This window comes from Pseudomonas sp. KH_050, assembly GCF_057838875.1.
Map to the genome: position 1 here is coordinate 5198884 of NZ_CM174478.1, position 19863 is coordinate 5218746.

Consider the following 19863-nt stretch of genomic DNA (forward strand, 5'->3'; position numbering starts at 1 on the left):
ACCCTCATCCTTAAAAGTTGTAACGCACCCCCACATTAGCCCCCCACGGCTGGTCAATATTCTTGCCTTGGCTATGCTCGAAATCGGCATGCAGCTGCAGGTTCTTCGAGACCTTGACCGCTACCCCGGCGCCGAACTCGGCGCGCGAGCCCGACAAGTCATTTTTGAACACGTTGCTGTTGTTGACCGTGACCTGATTGTTATTGGCAAACTCATGGACCATGGCGGCGCGAAGGTAGGGTTGAATCACGCTGCCATCCTCCAGCTGGAAGTCACGACCCGCCGTCACACCGGCCTTGCCGAGGATCGAACGGGTGCTTTCGCCATTGGCCTTCAGACCGTTGTCCAGTTGATAGCTCGCGCCCTGGATGCTCACCGTCGACAGTTGGGCATAAGGTTCTACGAAGTAGTCATCCTTTAGCTTGATCTTGCGCCCGAACTCCGCCGAAACGCCGATCCCCGTGTTGTTGTAGCTGCCCTTCACCTTGCTGCCGTCACTGACCGCGACATTGGACTCATTCTGGAAACGGTTGGCCTTGGCCACGGCGTCAAAGTAGTAACCGTCCTCGTCCAGCCAGGTGGCATAGGCACCGAGGTAGTAACTCTTCACCGTACCCGAGGTGCCATGGGTCAGGTCCAACTGCGAATTGCTGTGGCCGGCCATCACACCTACCACCCACTGGCTTTCGGCGATTGGCATGTCCGCACCCAGGGTAAAACCTTGTTGAGTCTGCTTGTAGCCGCCCCCGGAGGACACGTCGAACCGGTTGCCGTAAGCCCGCACCCAGCCCCCGGTCTGCTCGGGATTGAAACGTACCTCGCCCATGCGAGTACGCAACGAGGTCATCTCGCCGTACCACACGGTTGGCGCGGTATTGAACAGCGCCAGCACGGAGCGCGTGCTTGGGCTGATGACTTTACTGCCCGGATCGAGGTGCCAGTCCTTGCCGTCGTTCTCATCGATCAGACGGTAGGAGTAAGTCCCGACATCGACCCGCTCACCCAACAAACTGAACGTCGCGCCACCGTCTTCGGTATGCACCACGTGCAAGCGGTCCTCGGACAACGGATCGGCACCGCTGCTGGCAATCAGCAATTGATGCGCGCCCGACGAGGTGCCGGTGACATTGAGGAAGTCGCCCTTCAAGTGAGCGAAGTCAGCGCTCATCACAAAGGTGCCGTTGCCCGACAGGTTCTGCACATCCAGCCGATAGAACTGCCCCGGCTCGCCAAACTTGACGTTACCGCCGCCGAGCGACAAATCGTTGATCTGCTGGTCAGCCGTCATCACCCAGGTCGCGTCGCTGTTGACGGCCAGGCCGTCGACGTTTTCCAGGCGCCCGGTCAGCACGGAATGGTTGTTCAGCGCTACGTTAGCCGTACCGCCGGCATTGACTACATCGCCGGTCATGGAGGCACGGTCCAGGTTGAGGTTCAACGCACTGTCCGCTCCCACTTGAATGTTGCCGATCAGGGCGCTGTGATTGTTCAGCGCTACGTTGGCTGTACCGCCGGAGTTGACCACATCGCCAGTCATGGACGCACCGTCCAGGCTGAGGTTCAGTGTACTGTCCTTGCCGACCTGAACATTCCCGTTGAGGGCACTGTTGTTGACGCGCATGTTGGCGTTGGCAACATTGGTCAACTCCAGCAGGTTGCCGTTACTACCTGTCAGGGTCGAGCCATTGTTGACGTCGATTTCGGCGGTGATGTTCTGATCCACCAGAATCGCCGCGCCGTTCAGCCCATGAACGCGCGACCCTTCCAGAACCAACTGCGGCGAAGTGAGTATCGTGCTGTGTTCACGGGTCATGCGCACGCCGCTCGTCGCACCGGTGAGGGTGCTGTCGACTGCCCTGGCATGGCCTCCGCGCAGGGTAAGGGCTTCCAGGCTGCCACCGATCAGTGTTGATTTGTTCAACAATTCGAGTGTGCTGAATGAGGTGACACTCGCCCCGTAAGTTCCGCCGCTGATTTCAGTGTTGTTCACCACCACTTCCGAGCCACTGATGGACGAAGGGTTGCGCACCACATTCAGCGCACCCGCACCCGTGCTGGTAATGAAGGAATTAGAGATCAAACCTTTGCTATTGGTGAATACCACGGCAGTCGTGGGCGAAGAAGAGGTTACCCGTCCCCCCGTCATGTTCACTGTGGAGTTTGAAGATTGAATACCCAGAACTTGCGCATTCTCATGAACATTCAACGTGGCGTTGTTGCGTAGTTGGTAAATGTACGGGGCGTCAGATGAAGTAACGTCATGCTTTCCCGTTCCGACATTACCATCGACCACGACGATGTCGGCCAACGCCTGCTGGCCAAAAAAGCAAAAGGGCGCAACGATCATGAGTTTGACCATTGCAGACAAAGGGGAATATTTAAAACAGGTTGCGTTAATGTGAGTCACTTTGTGTAAGTCTCTTAGAAAGGGCCAGTTCGAATCCGGACCCCATATCGAACAGGCTTCCGTCTTCAGCGGTGCAGAGACTACAGATGGGGCGCACCCAAGGATGTAGGACTTATCCTATGGCTATGAAGGATTTGACTTGCAGATCTATTGGCTTTTGCACAACTCTCACTGCACGTAATGTCATTGGACGCTGAACATCCGCAAGAACGGGCCTCACGGATGCTCAGCACTTCACCTCAGGTCTTCATTTACGGGTCGAGTTCGGCACACAGGTTCCCCCTGTAGCACCGCTACGAACGTCCCATCTCGCTTGCACTTCATCTGAGCTGCCTCTATCGCCCGGTCCTGGACGGAACAGGCTCCAGCTTACACCCACCCAACCGCGCCCCCCGGTCCCACTGAAGTCTGCGAAATAGGGCAGGTTCAGATTGACAATAAAACCATTCGTAACGTCATTGAACCCCACTTCCTGCTCCGGAGTGTTGATCTCGCTCCCCGGGATCGGTGTGGTGGGGTCGGCAAAGGCATACCTGACAACATGAACAATAACCCTGTCACCTACTTCAAGCGTCGCGGGGTCAAAAATCCTGACCGGCACCCCGCCCAGCGCCATGTCCCATGGCCGATGAGTACAAAGAATAGTGTTACTGATTGTATTGATTTTTTGATAGGTAACATCGGCAAGCCCTCCCAAACGGAATACATCGACTGTGACATCCTGTGCACGAGACTGCTTGTAGTTATTGGCATTTCTGATTCTGTAGTAGCAAGGGATCTTGCCATTACCGTAGGCGTCAATAATAACCCAATCAATTTTACCAGTGACGTCAAAGTCCACGGCCTCCGTCCCAGTGACAGCATAGGTAAACGCCAACAGCCCCATGCCGGTTCCGTAGAAAACATCAATGAAATCTCCGAGCACTAGCGCCGCAGGAATAGTAAAGGCTACGTCAGCAGGCTCACCATTATCGTCAGGAACCAGGACATTTGTTCCGCCTGTGAATCCTGTTACCTCCGGCAATTCAAGACTGGCGTCTTCAGGGCCTGGCCCTGGGTTAATAATACCCGGCTCCACCAGATCTACAGCCGCGTTGGCGATTGCCGAAGGGTAACGAGTGCTATCGCGTACGACAAAGTATTGTACGTCTGCGATATATAAATTCCCTGGCAAAGCAACAGCGGGGTAATCGGCATAAAACTCAAAAGGAAATAGAGGAAACGATCCGATCGGAATATCACCTATCAAACTGGTGCCCCAGTAAACCTGCACCCTGTCGGTGGGCAGGTAATCAGTGATACTTGCAATTGAAACTTTCACCCGGTTACGCGCCCGCTCCTTGGTGATCAACGGGGCTGGATTTGTCTCAATGATGGGATCGCTCAGCACTGGCGGTTCACTGAGACTGACTGTCACGGTCCTGGGGAACGAAGTCTGAGTAGCGTTACCTGCTCTATCGCGCACTTCATAAGTGATTGCTTTATCCCCTCCGTCGAGGCCGATAATATGCGCGCGGGTAAATGTAACCAGAATCGGCCCTGCATCGGGGACTGGGCCCGATAGACCCGGGTCATCATTCACACTCCAACGGACTGTATAGATATCTCCGGGTCTGGAATCCGCTGGCCGTGGGATAGTCAGTTCAACGCCGCCTTTATCATCCAGGTAGGTGGGTGTTACCACTCCCCCTGGCAAGTCCAGTGGCAGCCGGATTGCGTCAGGCTGATTATTCAAGTTAGGATCGATAGTATCGACAAAAACTGGCGCGGGAGTAGAAGTCGCTTCATTCATGTTCGCCAGCACCGTCCTGTAACTGACAGCCTTCGTTCCATGTGTCTGGAGATACTCGCCCGCTTTAATGGTCAGCGGCACCGGATCGGGTATAGCGGTCCCACCAGGGAACAAATGCACATCTACGACGCTTCCGTTTACCATTACAAAGACTGTGTCGTTTTCTCCCGGATCCGCCAAAGGAAACCACCGAGGAAGTGTAATCTGCAGCCCCGCGATTTGAACCGCGCGAGATACAACATTGGTCTGACTGTCGCCCGGAACATCCGCGAGAAGATTGGTAGGTGTTGGTGCTGTAGCCGGTGGATCTTCAAGCCTTGAGGCGTGTTTTTTCGGTACGCTGCCTGTTAGCTCTTGACTGCCTGAAAGCTTCTCTTGAGATGTCATTTCACTGATTCCTTGAATAGATGACAACCCCCGGGGCGAACAAAATCACGGACTCAAGCCCTGGGTGTAGGTATTGGGATAGACTTGACACACTACGTCAGGCCGCACTTTCATTAAACAGAGCTGCAACAGGTTACGTAACTGTCAGAGTTGACAAGTAGCAAAAACCAAAAAAACATGCATCAGCCAGATCGGCTGGTTATCTGGGTTAAAACGCCCAATCTAATAACGTTCAGCATTAATAACCTTTAATACGGTTTCAAAAAGATCTATCAGCCTCAAAAAGCTGAGCGTTGTCGCTGACAACCGTTCAACCAGCTGTCTGAAATAGCGAAAAAAAAGCCTGCTCAGTCGCAGGCTTTTTCCAGCACCGGAAAATCAAATCAGGCGCCTTGGTCTGTTTTTTTGAACAACTACGGTTCGCAAATTCAATCCTCTGAGAGGCAAGGTGGGCTGTTAGGACGAATCAATGTAACGAACACCAGGTTGCGCCCTGATGTACCGGCAGGCACACCGTTCCTGATGACCTCGTACTGCGCTATCGCCGAACCATGCCGAGGTCTGTTTGGATAATCGTCAGGCCTCACCAGGCCCGGGAGTTTGATGTAAGGATCGAAGGGTACGGTGAAGCTGTAACCGTTACTCGCTTCCTCCAGGGTGAGGGTATGAGACCAACTGTCTTCCGTACCCGGTATGAGTGTGCTGCTGTTGCCGTTGGTACTGGCATAACCGGCCCAGCTCAATTCGATGACATCGTGTTCTTCAAGACGGGTGGCATCGCCAGGGATTTTCACTTGCACGCCATGAACGGGATGCGGCTTAAGGGTACAGCCGATAAAGCCTGAATCCGGGCCCGGATCATAGGAAACCTGAGGGAATTCCGGCCGCTTCAAGCCGGCAATCGGCGTGACACTCACCGTTACCGGTTTGTCCGGCGCCCGCTGCCGATTGATCCCGTTGAAGGTCCAGTAGTAAAGGGGCACCACTGCATTTGCGATGGGCTCGATCAGCGCCCAGGGTATGAAAAACTCGATTTCTTGCCCTTCTCTGTCCCCCCTCTGCACTGGGTAGGTGTCGACCGGCGTTGGATGGTTATTCCATATCAACTCCAGTACCTGGCTTTCACGGGGATCAGCATAGAGCGGCACCACCACCCGCGCGGGCCTGCCACGGTCGGCAATTGTCAGAACATCATCGCCTGTAAGCCCCTTGACCGTCGCCCGCGCCAGCAACCGGTTGACCGGGTCAGGATTGTCCGGGTTTACAGGGCCGGCGACGGTCAGATCGACCGGGACAAACCGGGGGTCTGATGGCCTGGCCGCGCCCGTCCCGCGCTGCCAGGTGTAACCTGCGCGGATGACTCCCGGTGTCATCTCAAAACCACCGCTGGCCAGCGTGGGCCAATCGATTGGCACCCGAATAGGCCAAACCTGACCTGCTCCGATGATGATTTCCGGCAGGGAGATCAGGTTCCAGGAGGGCCGCAGGACATCGCCCTCATCAGTATCTGTGATTTCCAGGATGTTCATATAGACGCCGCCAGGCGCTCGGGCATCGTCCAGGTCGATACGTCCATTGGAGTCTGCATTCGCCTGGGGTACCTCGGGACGCCGCAACAGTGATGGAGACGGCGTCAGGTCGATCAACAGCGTAGCGGCAAGTGAGCGCGGCCCTTCGGTACCGCCCCTGTCGATCAAATAGTAATGAGCGTCGTAATCGCCGTTACGGTGGCGCCTGAGGGTATCGCCTTCGAAGACAAGCTCGACGGGAGCACCATCCTTGTGCCGCTGTTCGATCACAGCCCGGGCCACGACGTCGAGCGTGCGCGAGCGTCGATGTGAACGCCGGCCAGACGGCAGCAGCGACAGATACCCCTCGACCACGTCCTCCAGGCGCATGTCGGGCCAACCCGGTACGGTTGCCACCACTTGATCATTGTTGATCGGGTTTGCCAGGTAGTCATCGCTAACGCCGAAGTCAACGATATCGGGCGGGAAGACCAAACGCCTGCCGCGCTGCCCCTGGTTTGGGGCTTCCTTGTCGATATTCACCTCGATAGGTTCGGACGGCATCGTAATGTTGCCGTTCGATGTCAGATCAACGATGTACTGCAAACGATGCAGACCGGGAACACTGGAATAAATTTCCGGGATGGAACCGGAGAACGGAAGAATCTCAATTCCATAGGGCGCTTCTTGGGTTGTTGTTTCGACTTCCACGCCATCCCATAGAAAACTGACCGTGGTGATTTCCCCTGGATCAAGTGTGTCTGTACCGCCCCATAGCTCTTCAATGTCGACCTGCAAGTCCCCTACTTGCGCCGGGCGTGGAATGGTGTAGGCCACTTCATCATCCAGCAACGGCAGTGCTGCGGGGACTTCGGGTGCCGCCAGGTCGTCGGATAGTCGAATTTTCGTTGGCTGGATTGAACGCATGTCTACTCTCCTTGAACAATCGATCAATGACCGGCCATTGCCCATCGAACTGGAGCGCAGCGCACCGACAAGGCCAGGGAGAATATTGAATGCGTAAACCGGCGCGATGGATACTGTCAGAACTGACAGGTAGCTCGCAGAGTCAGGCCTGATCCAGCTGCCAGCAGCAGTGTAAGCCGCCGTGGAACAAGGCTTTCAAAGAAGGGTGGCGGGCCAGCCCGCGCGGGCACTCTCAGACCGGTGGCACCTGATTGAACTGGATCAACGCTCGCTGACTGGCATCGCCGAAATGAGCCTGACCACCGATACCCTGCAATTGTCGGTGGTGACGGCAATGCAGGTAATCCGCTGGTTGCTGGTGTTGTTTCTGGCGGAGTCGTTGTTTTGGTAATGGGACAAGCAGCCGCAAAGGGTCTGAGTCGAATACCTGTGGCGAGGGGGATCGCGTTTGCGTCAAACTGGCGGCAGTCGCCACTCGATCGGCGTTTCGCCGTTCTGTTCAAGATACTTGTTGGCGCGACTGAAGTGCCCGCACCCAAGAAAGCCACGATAAGCCGACAGCGGCGACGGATGCACCGAGGTCAGCACCAGATGCTTGGTCGCGTCGATCAGTTTCTGCTTGCTCTGGGCATGGGCACCCCACAACAGGAATACCAGGTGGGGCTGGTGTTCGCTGACGATCTCGATCACCCGATCAGTAAAGTGCTGCCAGCCCTTGCCCGCATGGGCGTTGGCATTGGCCCGTTCCACGGTCATGGTGGTATTGATCATCAGCACGCCCTGGTCAGCCCAGCTTTGCAGGCAACCGTGGGTCGGGATGTCGATGTTCAGGTCGCGCTTCAACTCTTTATAGATGTTCACCAGCGACGGCGGCGCCGGCACGCCTGGCTGTACCGAGAAGCACAAGCCATGGGCCTGCCCCGGTCCGTGGTACGGGTCTTGGCCGAGAATGACCACCTTGACCTTGTCCAGCGGCGTGGAGTTGAGCGCGTTGAAAATCATCGGTCCCGGCGGGTAGATCTCCTTGCCCGCAGCACGCTCCTGTTGCAGGAAAGTGCGCAACTCTGCCATGTACGGCTGGTCGAATTCGGCACGCAGTGCCTCCTTCCAGCTCGGTTCGAGTTTGATACGGTCGTCGGAAGTCATCACAAGGTCCACAAAAACAATGGGCGCACCCTAAGAAAGCCCGCCACGCTTGTCAATTGATCTGACACAGAACCGGCACTTTCCCACATTGCGATCATACTGAACGCTTAAATTCAAAATCGAGGTCACGATGAATCTGCACTTCGAAGAACTCACCGGTACCGACGGCGCGCGTATCGGCATCGCCAGCCTGGATGTCGAAAAGTCCCTGAACGCCCTTTCCTTGCCGATGATCCATGTCTTGAGCGAGCGTCTGAACGCCTGGGCCAAAGACCCGGAGATCGTTTGCGTACTGTTACGCGGCAATGGTGCCAAAGCGTTTTGCGCAGGCGGTGAGGTCCGCAGTCTGGTTGAAGCCTGCCGTGCTCATCCCGGTGAAGTCCCACCCGTGGCCGGACATTTTTTTGCGGCGGAATACCGCCTCGATTATAGCCTGCACACCTACCCCAAACCACTGATCTGCTGGGGTCATGGCTACGTGCTTGGCGGCGGCATGGGCCTGTTGCAGGGCGCCAGTATCCGCATCGTCACGCCGAGCAGCCGCCTGGCCATGCCGGAAATCAGCATTGGTTTGTACCCGGATGTCGGTGCCAGTTGGTTTCTTTCGCGCCTGCCGGGCAAGCTCGGACTATTCCTTGGCCTGACCGGCGCCCAAATGAATGGCCGCGATGCGATCGACCTGGATCTGGCCGACCGCTTTCTGCTGGATGAACAGCAGGAAGATCTGATCGAAGGCCTCCTGCAATTGAACTGGCAGGAACAGACCCCCATGCAACTCAACAGCCTGCTCAAGGCCCTGCAGCAGGAGGCTGTCGGGCAGAGGCCCGAGCCACAATGGTTGCCACGGCGCCAGCAGATCGATGAGCTGCTGGATGTCAGTGATGTGCGCTGCGCCTGGCGTGCCATCAGCCAGCTGCGCGATCACAACGACCTGCTGTTCAGCCGGGCGGCAAAGACCCTGATCGAAGGATGTCCGCTGACCGCGCACCTGGTCTGGGAGCAGGTTATCCGCGCCCGCCACCTGTCACTGGCCGAAGTATTTCAGATGGAATACACCATGAGCCTGAACTGCTGCCGTCATCCGGAGTTCAGCGAAGGGGTGCGCGCCCGGCTGATCGACAAGGATCAGAAGCCCCATTGGCATTGGCCGGATATCAATGCAATCCCGGACGCGGTAATCGAGGCGCATTTCCACAAGGTGTGGGAAGGTCGCCATCCGCTGGCGGATTTGTCCGGCTACTGAACATAAAAAAGCGGCGCATGATGCGCCGCTTTTTCGTTGGGAGGCTTAGCGGTTATGGCTTCCTCTATGATCTCGGTCGCCACGATCGCCACGTTGGTTGCGGTCACCTCGATGGTGACGATCGCCATGGCGGCTGTCGCTGTGGCGGTGATGGGAATCCCAGTCGCGATTCGGGTAAGACCGGTGTACCGAGCGTCGCGAGTCCTGGTAATGCCGTGGAGACTGGTAATGCCTTGGAGACTGGTAGTGCCTCGGAGACTGGTAATGGCGTGGAGACGACTGGTAATACCTTGGAGAAGGCTGGTAATACCTGGGCGCCGAGTAGTATCGCGCTGGCGGAGCATAGTAGCGGCTCCGATCCTGATAGTAGGACCCGCCTCCAGAGTAGTATGGAGACGGTGAGGTATAGACATCAGAGCGGTAGTAGCTCGATCCTCCATCGTGATAGGGCACGCACGCAGAAAGAGACAAACCCAGTACAAAAATCAGCAGAAGTCGTCGATACATGGCGGCCTCCTGGACCGCGAATGAGCACACACCAGCGACGCTGGTCGGCGACAGTCAACAATGAGCTGGCTGTCGAAACATCTGACAGCGAAATCGGAATCTGGTGCGCATCCGCAATACGTTGATACAACTAGCCTAAAGCCATGATTGCCCCATCCGCGCGTGGACAGCACCCGCCATCCCGGCGGGTGGCGGGCGTATCTGCAAAGCCGCGATTGATCAGGTCCCGTAGCAGCTGGCGCAGCCTGCGTTCGGGCGCGCAGCGGTCGCAAGTCAGGCGACTCCAGGTTACCTGATCCAGCACATTCTGAGGTTTTGCGACTGCTGCGCAGCCGAACGCAGGCTGCGCCAGCTGCTACGGGGATCTCGAATACCCCTGCACTGAAGCAGTTATTTCCAGCCTGTGCCATTAGAATGCCCGCACCCGGTCTCTGCCAACGGAATCGCTATGCTGCTTCGCTCCGCGCTGTATTCGCAACGCTCGCTGGTGCTCACACTGATCGCGTTACTGGGCTGTGGTTTCCTCGCCACCTCCTTGCTCAGCTACTACGCCTCGCGGGCGTCGATTCGCGACAGCATCGTCAATACCGAACTACCGCTGACCTCCGACACGGTCTACTCGGAGATCCAGAAAGACCTGGTCCGGCCGATCCTGATCTCCTCGATGATGGCCCGCGACACTTTCATGCGCGACTGGGTCGTCGCCGGCGAACGCGACCCCGAGCAAATGACCCGTTACCTCAACGAGGTCATGACTCACTACGATGCCTACACTGCCTTCTTCATCTCCAACGGCAGCCTGACCTACTACCACGCCAAGGGTGTGCTGAAAAAAGTCAGCGCCGACGAACCCCGTGACGCCTGGTACTTCCGCGTGCGTGACATGACCGAGCCGTATGAGATCAACGTCGATCCGGACCTGGCCAATCACGACAACATGACCTTCTTCATCAACTACAAAGTCTACGACTACAAAGACCGGTTCATCGGCGCCGCCGGTGTCGGCCTGACCGTCGATGCGGTGATCAAGCTGATCGACAAGTACCAGCAGCGCTACCAGCGCAGCGTGTACTTCGTCGACACCTTCGGCCGCATTGTCCTCACCGGTGCCGAGGGTGGACCGCAAGGCGCACGAACTGGCCAGACGCTCAGCGAACTCGACAACATGGAAGACCTGCTGACCAAACTGCCCAAACCCCACAGCGGCAGCTATGAATATTCGGCCCAGGGCCAGGGGCACTTTCTCAACGTCCGATTCATCCCCGAGTTGAACTGGTACCTGTTCGTCGACAAACGCGAGGCCAGTGCGCTGGGTGCGATTCGCCAGTCGCTGTACCTCAACCTGCTGATCTGCCTGGTCGTCACGCTGGCCGTACTGGCCCTGCTCAACCGCGTGGTCAATCGCTACCAGCGCAAAATCGAAGCCCAGGCCACCCTCGACAGCCTCACCGACCTGCCGAACTGCCGCGGCTTCGACCTGTTGGCGAGCCAGGCCATGCACGAAGCCCAGCGTGAACCGAAACCGTTGACCGCATTGCTGCTCGATCTGGACCACTTCAAGCGCTTGAACGACACCTGTGGCCACCTCGCCGGCGACCAGGTGCTGAGCGGTTTCGCCCGCGACCTGAAAAGCTGCCTGCGTCAGTCCGACATCGTTTGTCGCTGGGGCGGAGAAGAATTCATCGTGCTGCTCAAGGACACCGACAGTAACAAAGGCCTGATGATTGCCGAGAAAATCCGTCAACGGACCGAGCAACAGCGCTATGCCTATGAGGGGCAATCGCTGCAGACCACCGTCAGCATCGGCCTTGGCACCCTACAAGCCGAGGACACCCTGCATAACCTGCTATCGCGCGCCGATCAGGCGATGTACCGTGCGAAACAATCTGGTCGTAACCGAACCTGCGTGGAATTGCCTGACTCCAGCCATGAATAAACCCGAACTCTGCCCGGCCTGCGGCGCTCGCAACGACTGCAGCCTCGCCGATCCGCAAACCGCCGACCGGGCCTGCTGGTGCTATGCCGTCAGCATCGACCCGGCGGTGCTCCAGGCGCTGCCCGCCGAACTGCGCAACACCTCCTGCCTGTGCCCAGGCTGCGCGCAGGTCGAGACGCAGTTGCAAGCAGCCGTCTGGTCAATCGCGTAAGATACGCGGCCCTTTTCCGATCTGCCGATAGTCATGCGCGTTGACCGTTTCCTCAGCAACCTGCCCCGCTTCAACCGCAAACAAGTGCGCTTGCTGCTGGTGGAACGGCGGATCAAGGTCGACGGTCAGGTCGTCAGCGACCCGCACGTCGAGGTGCGCGAGTTCAGCCGCGTCGAGTGCGACGATGAAGTGCTGCAGGCCGGCAAGCCGCCGCGCTACTTCATGCTGCACAAACCGCCGGGCTGCGTCAGCGCTACCCGCGATCCACAGCACCCGACCGTGCTCGACCTGATGGATGAGCCGGACCTGCACGAGCTGCACATCGCCGGGCGGCTCGACTTCAACACCACCGGCCTGATGCTGATCACCAACGACGGCAGCTGGTCGCGTCGCCTGACCCAGCCACAGACCAAACTGGCGAAGATCTACTACGTCGAAACCGAACAGGACATCGGCCCCGAGTACGCGCAGACCTTCGCCCAGGGCCTGTACTTCGCCTTCGAAGACCTCACCACCCAGCCGGCTGAACTGCTCGTGCTGGGGGCAAAGTCCGCGCGATTGAGTATCGTCGAGGGCCGCTATCATCAGGTGAAACGGATGTTCGGCCACTTCAACAATAAAGTCCTGCGCCTGCATCGCGAACGCATGGGACCGCTGGTGCTCGACAACGCCCTCGCACCCGGCGAATACCGCCCGCTGACGGCCGAAGAAATCCAGCAAATCTAAAACCCGCTGCCAAGTCACTACCATTCAGCAGAAAGTTGCCGATCAACTCACCCATGGCACTTGCAGGATGAATCGCACCCTGCTTGAATCAAGCCGTCGGCCGAAATATGACCGATGAGTCACCAGCATGTTTCCAAGAAACTTTTTGTCGGCAGAGAGCCCCCAGGCTCCACCTCCCCGACAGACTGCCCGCCAATAACAATACCCGTCGACCAGACCGTAACGGATCGACATGGGCCTCAAAATTCCAGGGCGTATGCCTACCTGTCACAAAGCTCGTGCAATCTCATTGCGCGCATACCCGCTTGCCAGGAGTCTTATGACATGAGGCCAGAAATCGCTGTGCTGGACATCCAAGGTCAGTACCGGGTTTACACGGAGTTCTATCGCGCAGACGCCGCAGAAAAGACCATCATTCTGGTCAACGGCTCAATGGCCACTACTGCATCGTTTGCCCAGACCGTGAAGAACCTGCACCCGCAGTTCAACGTCGTACTCTACGATCAGCCCTACGCGGGCAAGTCCAAAGCCCACAATCTGCACGAGAAAATGCTCACCAAGGAAGTCGAAGGGCAGATCCTCCTGGAGCTGATCGACCACTTCGCCGCCGAACATGTGATGTCATTCTCATGGGGCGGCGCGCCGACCTTGGTCGCCCTCGCGCACCGTCCACGACGCATCAAAAAAGCCGTGATCAGTTCGTTCTCCCCAGTGATCAACGAACCGATGCGCGACTACCTCGAGCGCGGTGTCGACTATCTTGGCAGCCGGGATGGCGACCGGGTCGGCAACCTGGTGAACAGCACCATCGGCAAACACCTGCCGTCGTTGTTCAAGCGCTTCAACTACCGCCACGTCAGCACCCTGGCCGAGCACGAATACGGGCAGATGCACTTCCACATCAGCAACGTGCTCAACAGCGATCGCCTGTGCTACATCAACGCCGCAAAGAAAATCGACATACCGGTGCTGTTCATGAACGGTGAATGGGACGAGTACACCGCCGCCGACGACGCGCGAATCTTTGGCAACCACATGCAGCACAGCACCTTCAGCACCCTCCAGGCCACCGGGCACTTTCTCGACATGGAACACAAATCTGCCTGCCGAGACAGCCGCAATGCCTTGCTGGGATTCCTGAAACCGGCCCAACACGAAAACCGAACGCGTTACCAGTACGTCCAGGACCACCATGCATTGGCCATTTGAAACAGCGTCATCGCGGGTCAGCTAGCGCCCTCAGAACCAAGCAACACCTGCAGGAGCCTGGCTACCCGCGAAAGACCGCAACGCGGTCGCGCATTTCACCTCTGCCGCAATCGTCAGCGCTGACCCCAGCCGCCGTCGACGACTGAAGGCTGCCCCGCTATCCGCAAAAAACCGCGCAAATCACAGATACCGCAAAGAAAAACTTCAAATCCCCGCCCACATCTGGTACAAAGTCAGCCGCTCTGAGCGGGTGTCGTATAATGGCATTACTCCAGCTTCCCAAGCTGATAACGAGGGTTCGATTCCCTTCACCCGCTCCACTATTTTCAAGGGCTCCAGCCTTCTCCGCTTCAATTAGGTGTCTGTTAAGGTGTCTGTTTCTTGTTTTTGCAGACTCCGAATGAACTGAACAGACACTCGCACCTAGATACTTCGCCTTTGCTGACTCATCCCCGCGTCCTACCGGCCGATCGCCAGGTTTCCAACTGCACATCCCCCCATTTCTGCGCCACCGTGATTCCTCCTGTTTCAACATGAGGCTCTAGAAACATTTCCTCTTGCATTCCGGTCCGGGGTTTCAGTCAAGGCAATCAGAGAGCTTGAAGAAGGCCGGCAGTATGACGTTTGCGATGCTCATGACGCCAGAGTGACGAGTCTCCATCCTGGCAAAGGAGATCAGCAGACATTCAATAAGTGAAACTATGACCCAGCTCACTCTCCATCCACTCTAGAAAGCGTCTTACTCTAGGAAAGCTGGAATGCGCCTTTGGAAACACCAAATGGTGAGCCGCCACCGGGGCGCTAAGTGATTCCCTCGCCACTTCGATCAACGTTCCTGTCGCGAGATACTTTTGCGCTAGTAGCGTACTTTCTAACGCGAAGCCCAGCCCGTGGCTAGCGGCTTCCAAACTCATGTATGACCGATCGAAGCTCAATGCGTAAGGATTTTCGGGGCGAGCCAAACCGTGTTGGGCAAACCACTGTGGCCATTTAAGCATCGTGGCTTCGGAGAGAATGAGATCACGGTCCAGCAAATCGGCCGCGTGCTTAATCGGACGTTGCGAAAGTAATTTCGGAGAGGCCAAGACAGCGAAGGTTTCGTTGCGCACGGTTCGAACCTCATAGCTCGGCCAGTTGGGCGTACCGTGGCGAATATCGACGTCAATCTTGTCCCGGCTAAAGTGCAACGATTCATACGAACATGACAGGTTGATCTGGATATCCGGATGGCTCGAGCGAAACGCCTCCAATCGAGGCATCAACCACAACAATCCGAAGCTTGGTGACGAATGCAGTCGAAGGCAGTCAAGACTCATATCGCTGGCTGCCCGCTCGGTAGCTATGGCCAGGCTATGAAGTAACCCGGAAACCTCTTTCAAATACTGCTCCCCTACTGGCGTTAGCGTCACCCCGCGTGCAGCTCGTACAAACAGCTGCCGGCCGATCATCCCTTCAAGCTTGGCTAGTTGGTGACTGACTGCAGACGGCGTCAGATCCAAAACCTCGGCAGCCCTAGCAACATTTCCGAATCTAGCCGTTTGCTCGAAGGCCTGAATTGCTCTCAGCGGTGGGAGTGTGGCTGGCGCGGCGGTATCAGGGCGCATGACGAAAGACTCCACTGTAATTCTTATGATCGTTGAGTTTTCCATTCAATCATCTGTCCCCTTGCTTGACGAGTGCTGAATTTTTTTCAGCACCGAGTGACATTCGCGTTATTGCTCAGGGTTGTCCTGAAGAACAAGCTGAGTCATCGGTTCATTGCCGATCGTCTCCAATAAAAACAATCAGAGGTACTCTTCCATGCTTCTTCAAGGCAAAGTCGCGATCATCACCGGTGCAGCCTCTGCACGTGGCATCGGCCGTGCTACAGCAACCACCTTCGCGCAACAAGGCGCTCACGTCGTGATCCTCGATCTGGACGAATCCGCCGCACGCGATGCCGCGGCCTCCCTGGGTGACGGTCATCTCGGTCTCGCTGCCAACGTCGCTGACGAATCGCAAGTTCAACAGGCTGTAGCGAAAATCATCGAACGTTTCGGCCGTATCGACATTCTGGTCAACAACGCCGGCATCACCCAACCCCTCAAGACCCTGGACATCCGCCCTTCTGACTACGACAAGGTGCTGGACGTCAGCCTGCGTGGCACGTTGCTCATGTCGCAAGCGGTCATTCCGACCATGCGTCAACAATCTTCCGGCAGCATCGTGTGTATGTCCTCAGTTTCTGCTCAACGCGGTGGCGGCATTTTCGGGGGCCCGCATTACAGCGCCGCCAAAGCAGGTGTGTTGGGCCTGGCCAAAGCCATGGCTCGCGAACTGGGCCCGGACAGGGTACGCGTCAACTCCATCGCCCCCGGCTTGATTCATACCGACATCACCGGCGGCTTGATGCAGGACGAGCGTCGCCACGCGATCATTGATGGCATCCCGCTGGGACGTCTGGGTGAAGCGCAGGATGTCGCGAATGCGGCCCTGTTCCTGGCTAGCGACCTATCCTCCTACCTGACCGGTATCACGCTGGATGTGAACGGCGGCATGCTGATTCACTGATTACACCTGGCGGGCCTATAGGCCCGTGCGGTTCTGGATCGACGACGCAGCCGGGCCTCATCGCCTGGCGGTCAATAAAAACAAGAGATCAGACCATCATGACAACTATGTCGCTTGAAGCGGTTTCGACCGTGCGCACTAACGCCTATCGCAAAACTGCGTGGCGTCTGATGCCCTTTTTGATGTTGTGCTACCTGTGCGCCTACCTTGATCGCGTCAATGTCGGCTTTGCCAAGCTGCAAATGATGAATGATCTGGCGCTCAGCGAAACGGTCTACGGACTGGGCGCCGGCATGTTCTTCATCGGTTATTTCCTCTGTGAAGTGCCTAGCAACATCATCCTGCACAAGGTCGGTGCGCGTGTGTGGATCGCCCGCATCATGATCACCTGGGGCATCGTCTCTGCGTTGTTCGCCTTCGTCGAAACCGCGTGGCAATTCTATGCCCTGCGCTTTCTGCTCGGCGTTGCCGAAGCCGGTCTGGCGCCGGGACTGTTGCTCTATCTGACCTACTGGTTTCCGTCCTACCGGCGTGCGCGTATGACTGTATTGTGGTTCATCGCCATTCCGCTCTCGGGCATGGTCGGTGGCCCGCTTTCCGGCTGGATCATGAACCACTTCGCCGGGATGCACGGCTGGGCCGGCTGGCAATGGATGTTCGTGCTGGAGGCGGTGCCTACGGTGATAGTCGGATTGCTGGTTCTGAGCTATCTCAAGGACGGCGTGCATCAGGCCAGTTGGCTGGATGACGATGAGAAAGCACTGATCAGCCGCGAACTGGCCGAAGACGACCAGCAGAAAGTTACCCATGCCTCGGTGGGCGAGTTCATTCGCGACCGGCGTTTGTGGTTGCTGGCCGCTATCTACTTCTGCGTGGTGATGGGCCAGTACGCCATTACCTTCTGGCTGCCGACCCTGGTGCGTAACGCGGGGGTTTCCGATCCGCTGCACATCGGCTTGCTGACCAGCCTGCCCTACCTCTGCGCGATTGTGGCCATGCTGTATGCCGGACGCAGTGGCGACAAACATCGCGAGCGCCGCTGGCACCTCATTTTACCGATGATCGCGGGTGCTATCGGGTTGAGCCTGGCTGCTCTGATGGGCGGAAATGTACTGCTCTCTATTCTGAGTCTTTGCCTCGCCGCTTCCGGAATTCTGTCCGCGACGTCAATGTTCTGGATGTTACCCACCACGTTGCTTGGTGGCGTCTCCGCCGCCGCAGGAATCGCTGCGGTCAATAGCTTCGCCAATCTCGCGGGGTTCTGCTCGCCTTATCTGATCGGCTGGATCACCACGCAAACCGGTTCCAGCGCCATCGGCATGTACCTGATCACCGGGGTACTGCTGGCCGGGGCCACGCTAGTGCTGCGCATTCCCGCCGCCTCGGTCAATCGTTGATTTATTGGAGTTTTCACCATGACTGCTATTCCTGCATTCACGACAGCCACGACGCTGGCGCAGCGTGCCCACAATATTCGCCGCCACGCCTTGCGCATGGGCCAGGTTCAGGGACAAGGCTACGTCGGCCAGGCCCTCGGTGCCGCCGATCTGCTGGCCGTATCTTACTTCCACGCCCTGAGCTATCGACCCGAAGATCCTGAATGGGAGGCACGCGATCGATTCTATCTGTCGATCGGTCACTACGCGATTGCGCTGTATGCGGCCCTGATCGAAGCGCAAATCATTCCGCTGGACGAACTGGAAACCTACGGCGCCGACGACAGTCGCCTGCCGATGTCGGGCATGGCCGCTTACACCCCTGGCATGGAGATTACTGGTGGTTCGCTCGGCCAGGGCCTGGGCATCGCGGTCGGTGCCTGCCTGGGTCTCAAACGCAAAGAATCGCCCGCCTTCGTCTACAACCTGCTGTCGGACGGCGAGCTGAATGAAGGCTCCACCTGGGAAGCCGTGATGTCGGCGTCGCATTGGAAGCTCGACAATCTGATTGCCATTGTCGACGTCAACAACCAGCAAGCCGACGGCTACTCCAGTGAAATCCTTTCGTTCGAACCCATCGTCGATCGTTGGCAAGCATTTGGCTGGTTTACCCAACGCGTCGATGGCAATGATCTTGAGGCGCTGGTCGCAGCCTTCGATGCAGCACGTAACCACCCTGGAGCGCAACCTCGCGTGATCATCTGCGATACCAAAATGGGCAAAGGCGTGCCTTTCCTCGAAACCCGCGAGAAGACCCACTTCATCCGCGTGGAAGAACACGAATGGGATCTGGCACTGAGCAACCTTGAAGAAGGAAAAAACCAATGAGCAACGCAGCCAACACTCCGACTTCCACGGTTGAACCGGCCAAAAAACGCCTGACTACATCGGCGATGATCGCCTCGATTGCCTCTGAAGGTCAGGCCACTAAATCCGCACCTTTTGGCCATGCACTGGCCGCGCTGGCGGATCAACGTCCGGATATCGTCGGCCTGTCCGCCGACTTGTCCAAGTACACCGACCTGCACATTTTCGCCAAGGCGCATCCAGATCGTTTCTATCAAATGGGCATGGCCGAGCAATTGCTGATGAGTGCGGCAGCGGGGATGGCCCGTGAAGGCTTCGTGCCCTTCGCCACCACCTACGCCGTGTTCGCTTCGCGCCGTGCCTATGACTTCATCTGCATGGCCATTGCCGAGGAAAACCTCAACGTCAAGATCGTCTGCGGCTTGCCCGGTCTTACTACCGGCTATGGCCCAAGCCACCAGGCCACGGACGACCTGGCGATCTTCCGCGCCATGCCCAACCTGATGATTGTCGACCCGTGCGATGCCCTGGAAATCGAACAGGCCGTGCCTGCCATCGCAGCGCATAACGGGCCGGTCTACATGCGCCTGTTGCGCGGTAATGTGCCGCTGGTGCTGGACGAATACGGCTACAAATTCGAGATCGGCAAGGCTAAAACCCTGCGCACCGGCAACGATGTGCTGATCATCTCCACCGGCTTGATGACGATGCGCGCACTGGAAGCAGCCAAGGAGCTGCAAGCAGATGGCGTTGACGTCGCAGTGCTGCACGTACCGACGATCAAACCACTGGACGAGCAAACCATTCTGGCTGAAGCCAGAAAACCCGGTCGACTGGTCGTCACCGCGGAAAACAGCTCCATCATCGGTGGACTGGGTGAGGCGGTTGCCACTGTCCTGCTACGGAACGGCGTAACACCCACCTTCAGGCAAATAGCGTTACCGGACGCCTTCCTCGATGCGGGGGCTCTGCCAACACTCCATGATCGCTACGGTATTTCAACTCAAGCCGTTTGCACGCAAATCAAAGCCTGGCTGTAACTGCAACGTCAAGGCACCTGGAAACAGGTGC

The 19863-nt window shown here is 57.4% G+C and carries 15 protein-coding genes, 1 tRNA gene and 1 pseudogene; 11 read left to right on the forward strand and 6 right to left on the reverse strand.

From position 1 onward, the window contains the following. Window positions 1-10 precede the first annotated feature (10 nt). The 3 genes from AC3IUA_RS23840 to AC3IUA_RS23850 all read right to left on the reverse strand — a co-directional run bounded on the left by AC3IUA_RS23840 (window position 11) and on the right by AC3IUA_RS23850 (window position 7021). On the reverse strand, window positions 11-2347 hold the full coding sequence (locus tag AC3IUA_RS23840) for an autotransporter outer membrane beta-barrel domain-containing protein (protein ID WP_489357325.1): 2337 nt from the start codon (window positions 2345-2347) through the stop codon (window positions 11-13). A gap of 307 nt (window positions 2348-2654) precedes the next feature. Beyond that, entirely contained in the window at window positions 2655-4586 is a 1932-nt protein-coding gene (locus tag AC3IUA_RS23845; protein ID WP_489357326.1) for a hypothetical protein, read from the reverse strand. Between the two features lie 428 nt (window positions 4587-5014). Beyond that, window positions 5015-7021 carry a hypothetical protein gene (locus AC3IUA_RS23850; RefSeq protein ID WP_489357327.1) on the reverse strand — a complete coding sequence of 669 codons (2007 nt, stop codon included), beginning with the start codon at window positions 7019-7021 and terminating at the stop codon, window positions 5015-5017. Window positions 7022-7268: 247 nt separating this feature from the next. On the opposite strand from AC3IUA_RS23850, the pseudogene AC3IUA_RS23855 reads away from it, so the two are divergent. After that, a pseudogene (locus tag AC3IUA_RS23855) lies at window positions 7269-7412 on the forward strand (AbrB family transcriptional regulator); the annotation flags it as partial. Between the two features lie 62 nt (window positions 7413-7474). Here AC3IUA_RS23855 and ung read toward each other — a convergent pair. Beyond that, window positions 7475-8167: a uracil-DNA glycosylase gene (gene ung, locus AC3IUA_RS23860; RefSeq protein WP_489357328.1), complete on the reverse strand. Its 693-nt coding sequence runs from the start codon at window positions 8165-8167 to the stop codon at window positions 7475-7477. A gap of 130 nt (window positions 8168-8297) precedes the next feature. Between ung and AC3IUA_RS23865 the strand changes: the two genes are divergently transcribed. Continuing rightward, window positions 8298-9410, forward strand: a complete 1113-nt coding sequence (locus AC3IUA_RS23865) for an enoyl-CoA hydratase/isomerase family protein (protein WP_489357329.1) — start codon at window positions 8298-8300, stop codon at window positions 9408-9410. On the opposite strand, the gene AC3IUA_RS23870 is transcribed toward AC3IUA_RS23865, so the two are convergent. Next, a complete protein-coding gene (locus AC3IUA_RS23870; RefSeq protein WP_489357330.1) occupies window positions 9404-9538 on the reverse strand; it encodes a hypothetical protein in 135 nt (44 codons plus the stop codon). The two genes, AC3IUA_RS23865 and AC3IUA_RS23870, sit on opposite strands and share 7 nt — an antisense overlap. Before the next feature lie 827 nt (window positions 9539-10365). Here AC3IUA_RS23870 and AC3IUA_RS23875 point away from each other — a divergent pair. From AC3IUA_RS23875 to AC3IUA_RS23895, 5 genes are all read left to right on the forward strand, one after another. Beyond that, window positions 10366-11853, forward strand: a complete 1488-nt coding sequence (locus AC3IUA_RS23875) for a sensor domain-containing diguanylate cyclase (RefSeq protein ID WP_489357331.1) — start codon at window positions 10366-10368, stop codon at window positions 11851-11853. Next, entirely contained in the window at window positions 11846-12064 is a 219-nt protein-coding gene (locus AC3IUA_RS23880; protein WP_489357332.1) for a cysteine-rich CWC family protein, read from the forward strand. Before AC3IUA_RS23875 ends, AC3IUA_RS23880 begins: the two co-directional genes overlap by 8 nt. A 33-nt stretch (window positions 12065-12097) precedes the next feature. Next, complete coding sequence (locus AC3IUA_RS23885) at window positions 12098-12790, forward strand: pseudouridine synthase (RefSeq protein ID WP_489357333.1); 693 nt, start codon at window positions 12098-12100, stop codon at window positions 12788-12790. A gap of 324 nt (window positions 12791-13114) precedes the next feature. Next, window positions 13115-13999 (forward strand): alpha/beta fold hydrolase, encoded by an 885-nt coding sequence (locus tag AC3IUA_RS23890; protein ID WP_489357334.1) that lies wholly within the window; start codon window positions 13115-13117, stop codon window positions 13997-13999. Window positions 14000-14245: 246 nt separating this feature from the next. Next, window positions 14246-14319: transfer RNA gene (locus tag AC3IUA_RS23895), tRNA-Gly, on the forward strand. Window positions 14320-14685: 366 nt separating this feature from the next. On the opposite strand, the gene AC3IUA_RS23900 is transcribed toward AC3IUA_RS23895, so the two are convergent. Beyond that, window positions 14686-15603 (reverse strand): LysR substrate-binding domain-containing protein, encoded by a 918-nt coding sequence (locus tag AC3IUA_RS23900; protein ID WP_489357335.1) that lies wholly within the window; start codon window positions 15601-15603, stop codon window positions 14686-14688. Window positions 15604-15799: 196 nt separating this feature from the next. Between AC3IUA_RS23900 and AC3IUA_RS23905 the strand changes: the two genes are divergently transcribed. The 4 genes from AC3IUA_RS23905 to AC3IUA_RS23920 all read left to right on the forward strand — a co-directional run bounded on the left by AC3IUA_RS23905 (window position 15800) and on the right by AC3IUA_RS23920 (window position 19832). After that, entirely contained in the window at window positions 15800-16549 is a 750-nt protein-coding gene (locus AC3IUA_RS23905; RefSeq protein WP_489357336.1) for an SDR family NAD(P)-dependent oxidoreductase, read from the forward strand. A gap of 98 nt (window positions 16550-16647) precedes the next feature. Beyond that, entirely contained in the window at window positions 16648-17946 is a 1299-nt protein-coding gene (locus tag AC3IUA_RS23910; RefSeq protein WP_489357337.1) for an MFS transporter, read from the forward strand. A gap of 18 nt (window positions 17947-17964) precedes the next feature. After that, window positions 17965-18813 carry a transketolase gene (locus AC3IUA_RS23915; RefSeq protein ID WP_489357338.1) on the forward strand — a complete coding sequence of 283 codons (849 nt, stop codon included), beginning with the start codon at window positions 17965-17967 and terminating at the stop codon, window positions 18811-18813. After that, on the forward strand, window positions 18810-19832 hold the full coding sequence (locus AC3IUA_RS23920; protein ID WP_489357340.1) for a transketolase family protein: 1023 nt from the start codon (window positions 18810-18812) through the stop codon (window positions 19830-19832). The genes AC3IUA_RS23915 and AC3IUA_RS23920 overlap by 4 nt, the downstream gene beginning before the upstream one ends. Window positions 19833-19863: the final 31 nt, after the last annotated feature.

Bases quoted from the DNA above. Each gene is read 5' to 3' on its own strand.
- AC3IUA_RS23840 (WP_489357325.1), bottom strand. From the start codon at position 2,347: ATGATCGTTGCGCCCTTTTGCTTTTTTGGCCAGCAGGCGTTGGCCGAC.
- AC3IUA_RS23845 (WP_489357326.1), bottom strand. From the start codon at position 4,586: ATGACATCTCAAGAGAAGCTTTCAGGCAGTCAAGAGCTAACAGGCAGC.
- AC3IUA_RS23850 (WP_489357327.1), bottom strand. From the start codon at position 7,021: ATGCGTTCAATCCAGCCAACGAAAATTCGACTATCCGACGACCTGGCG.
- ung (WP_489357328.1), bottom strand. From the start codon at position 8,167: ATGACTTCCGACGACCGTATCAAACTCGAACCGAGCTGGAAGGAGGCA.
- AC3IUA_RS23865 (WP_489357329.1), top strand. From the start codon at position 8,298: ATGAATCTGCACTTCGAAGAACTCACCGGTACCGACGGCGCGCGTATC.
- AC3IUA_RS23870 (WP_489357330.1), bottom strand. From the start codon at position 9,538: ATGGCGATCGTCACCATCGAGGTGACCGCAACCAACGTGGCGATCGTG.
- AC3IUA_RS23875 (WP_489357331.1), top strand. From the start codon at position 10,366: ATGCTGCTTCGCTCCGCGCTGTATTCGCAACGCTCGCTGGTGCTCACA.
- AC3IUA_RS23880 (WP_489357332.1), top strand. From the start codon at position 11,846: ATGAATAAACCCGAACTCTGCCCGGCCTGCGGCGCTCGCAACGACTGC.
- AC3IUA_RS23885 (WP_489357333.1), top strand. From the start codon at position 12,098: ATGCGCGTTGACCGTTTCCTCAGCAACCTGCCCCGCTTCAACCGCAAA.
- AC3IUA_RS23890 (WP_489357334.1), top strand. From the start codon at position 13,115: ATGAGGCCAGAAATCGCTGTGCTGGACATCCAAGGTCAGTACCGGGTT.
- AC3IUA_RS23900 (WP_489357335.1), bottom strand. From the start codon at position 15,603: ATGCGCCCTGATACCGCCGCGCCAGCCACACTCCCACCGCTGAGAGCA.
- AC3IUA_RS23905 (WP_489357336.1), top strand. From the start codon at position 15,800: ATGCTTCTTCAAGGCAAAGTCGCGATCATCACCGGTGCAGCCTCTGCA.
- AC3IUA_RS23910 (WP_489357337.1), top strand. From the start codon at position 16,648: ATGACAACTATGTCGCTTGAAGCGGTTTCGACCGTGCGCACTAACGCC.
- AC3IUA_RS23915 (WP_489357338.1), top strand. From the start codon at position 17,965: ATGACTGCTATTCCTGCATTCACGACAGCCACGACGCTGGCGCAGCGT.
- AC3IUA_RS23920 (WP_489357340.1), top strand. From the start codon at position 18,810: ATGAGCAACGCAGCCAACACTCCGACTTCCACGGTTGAACCGGCCAAA.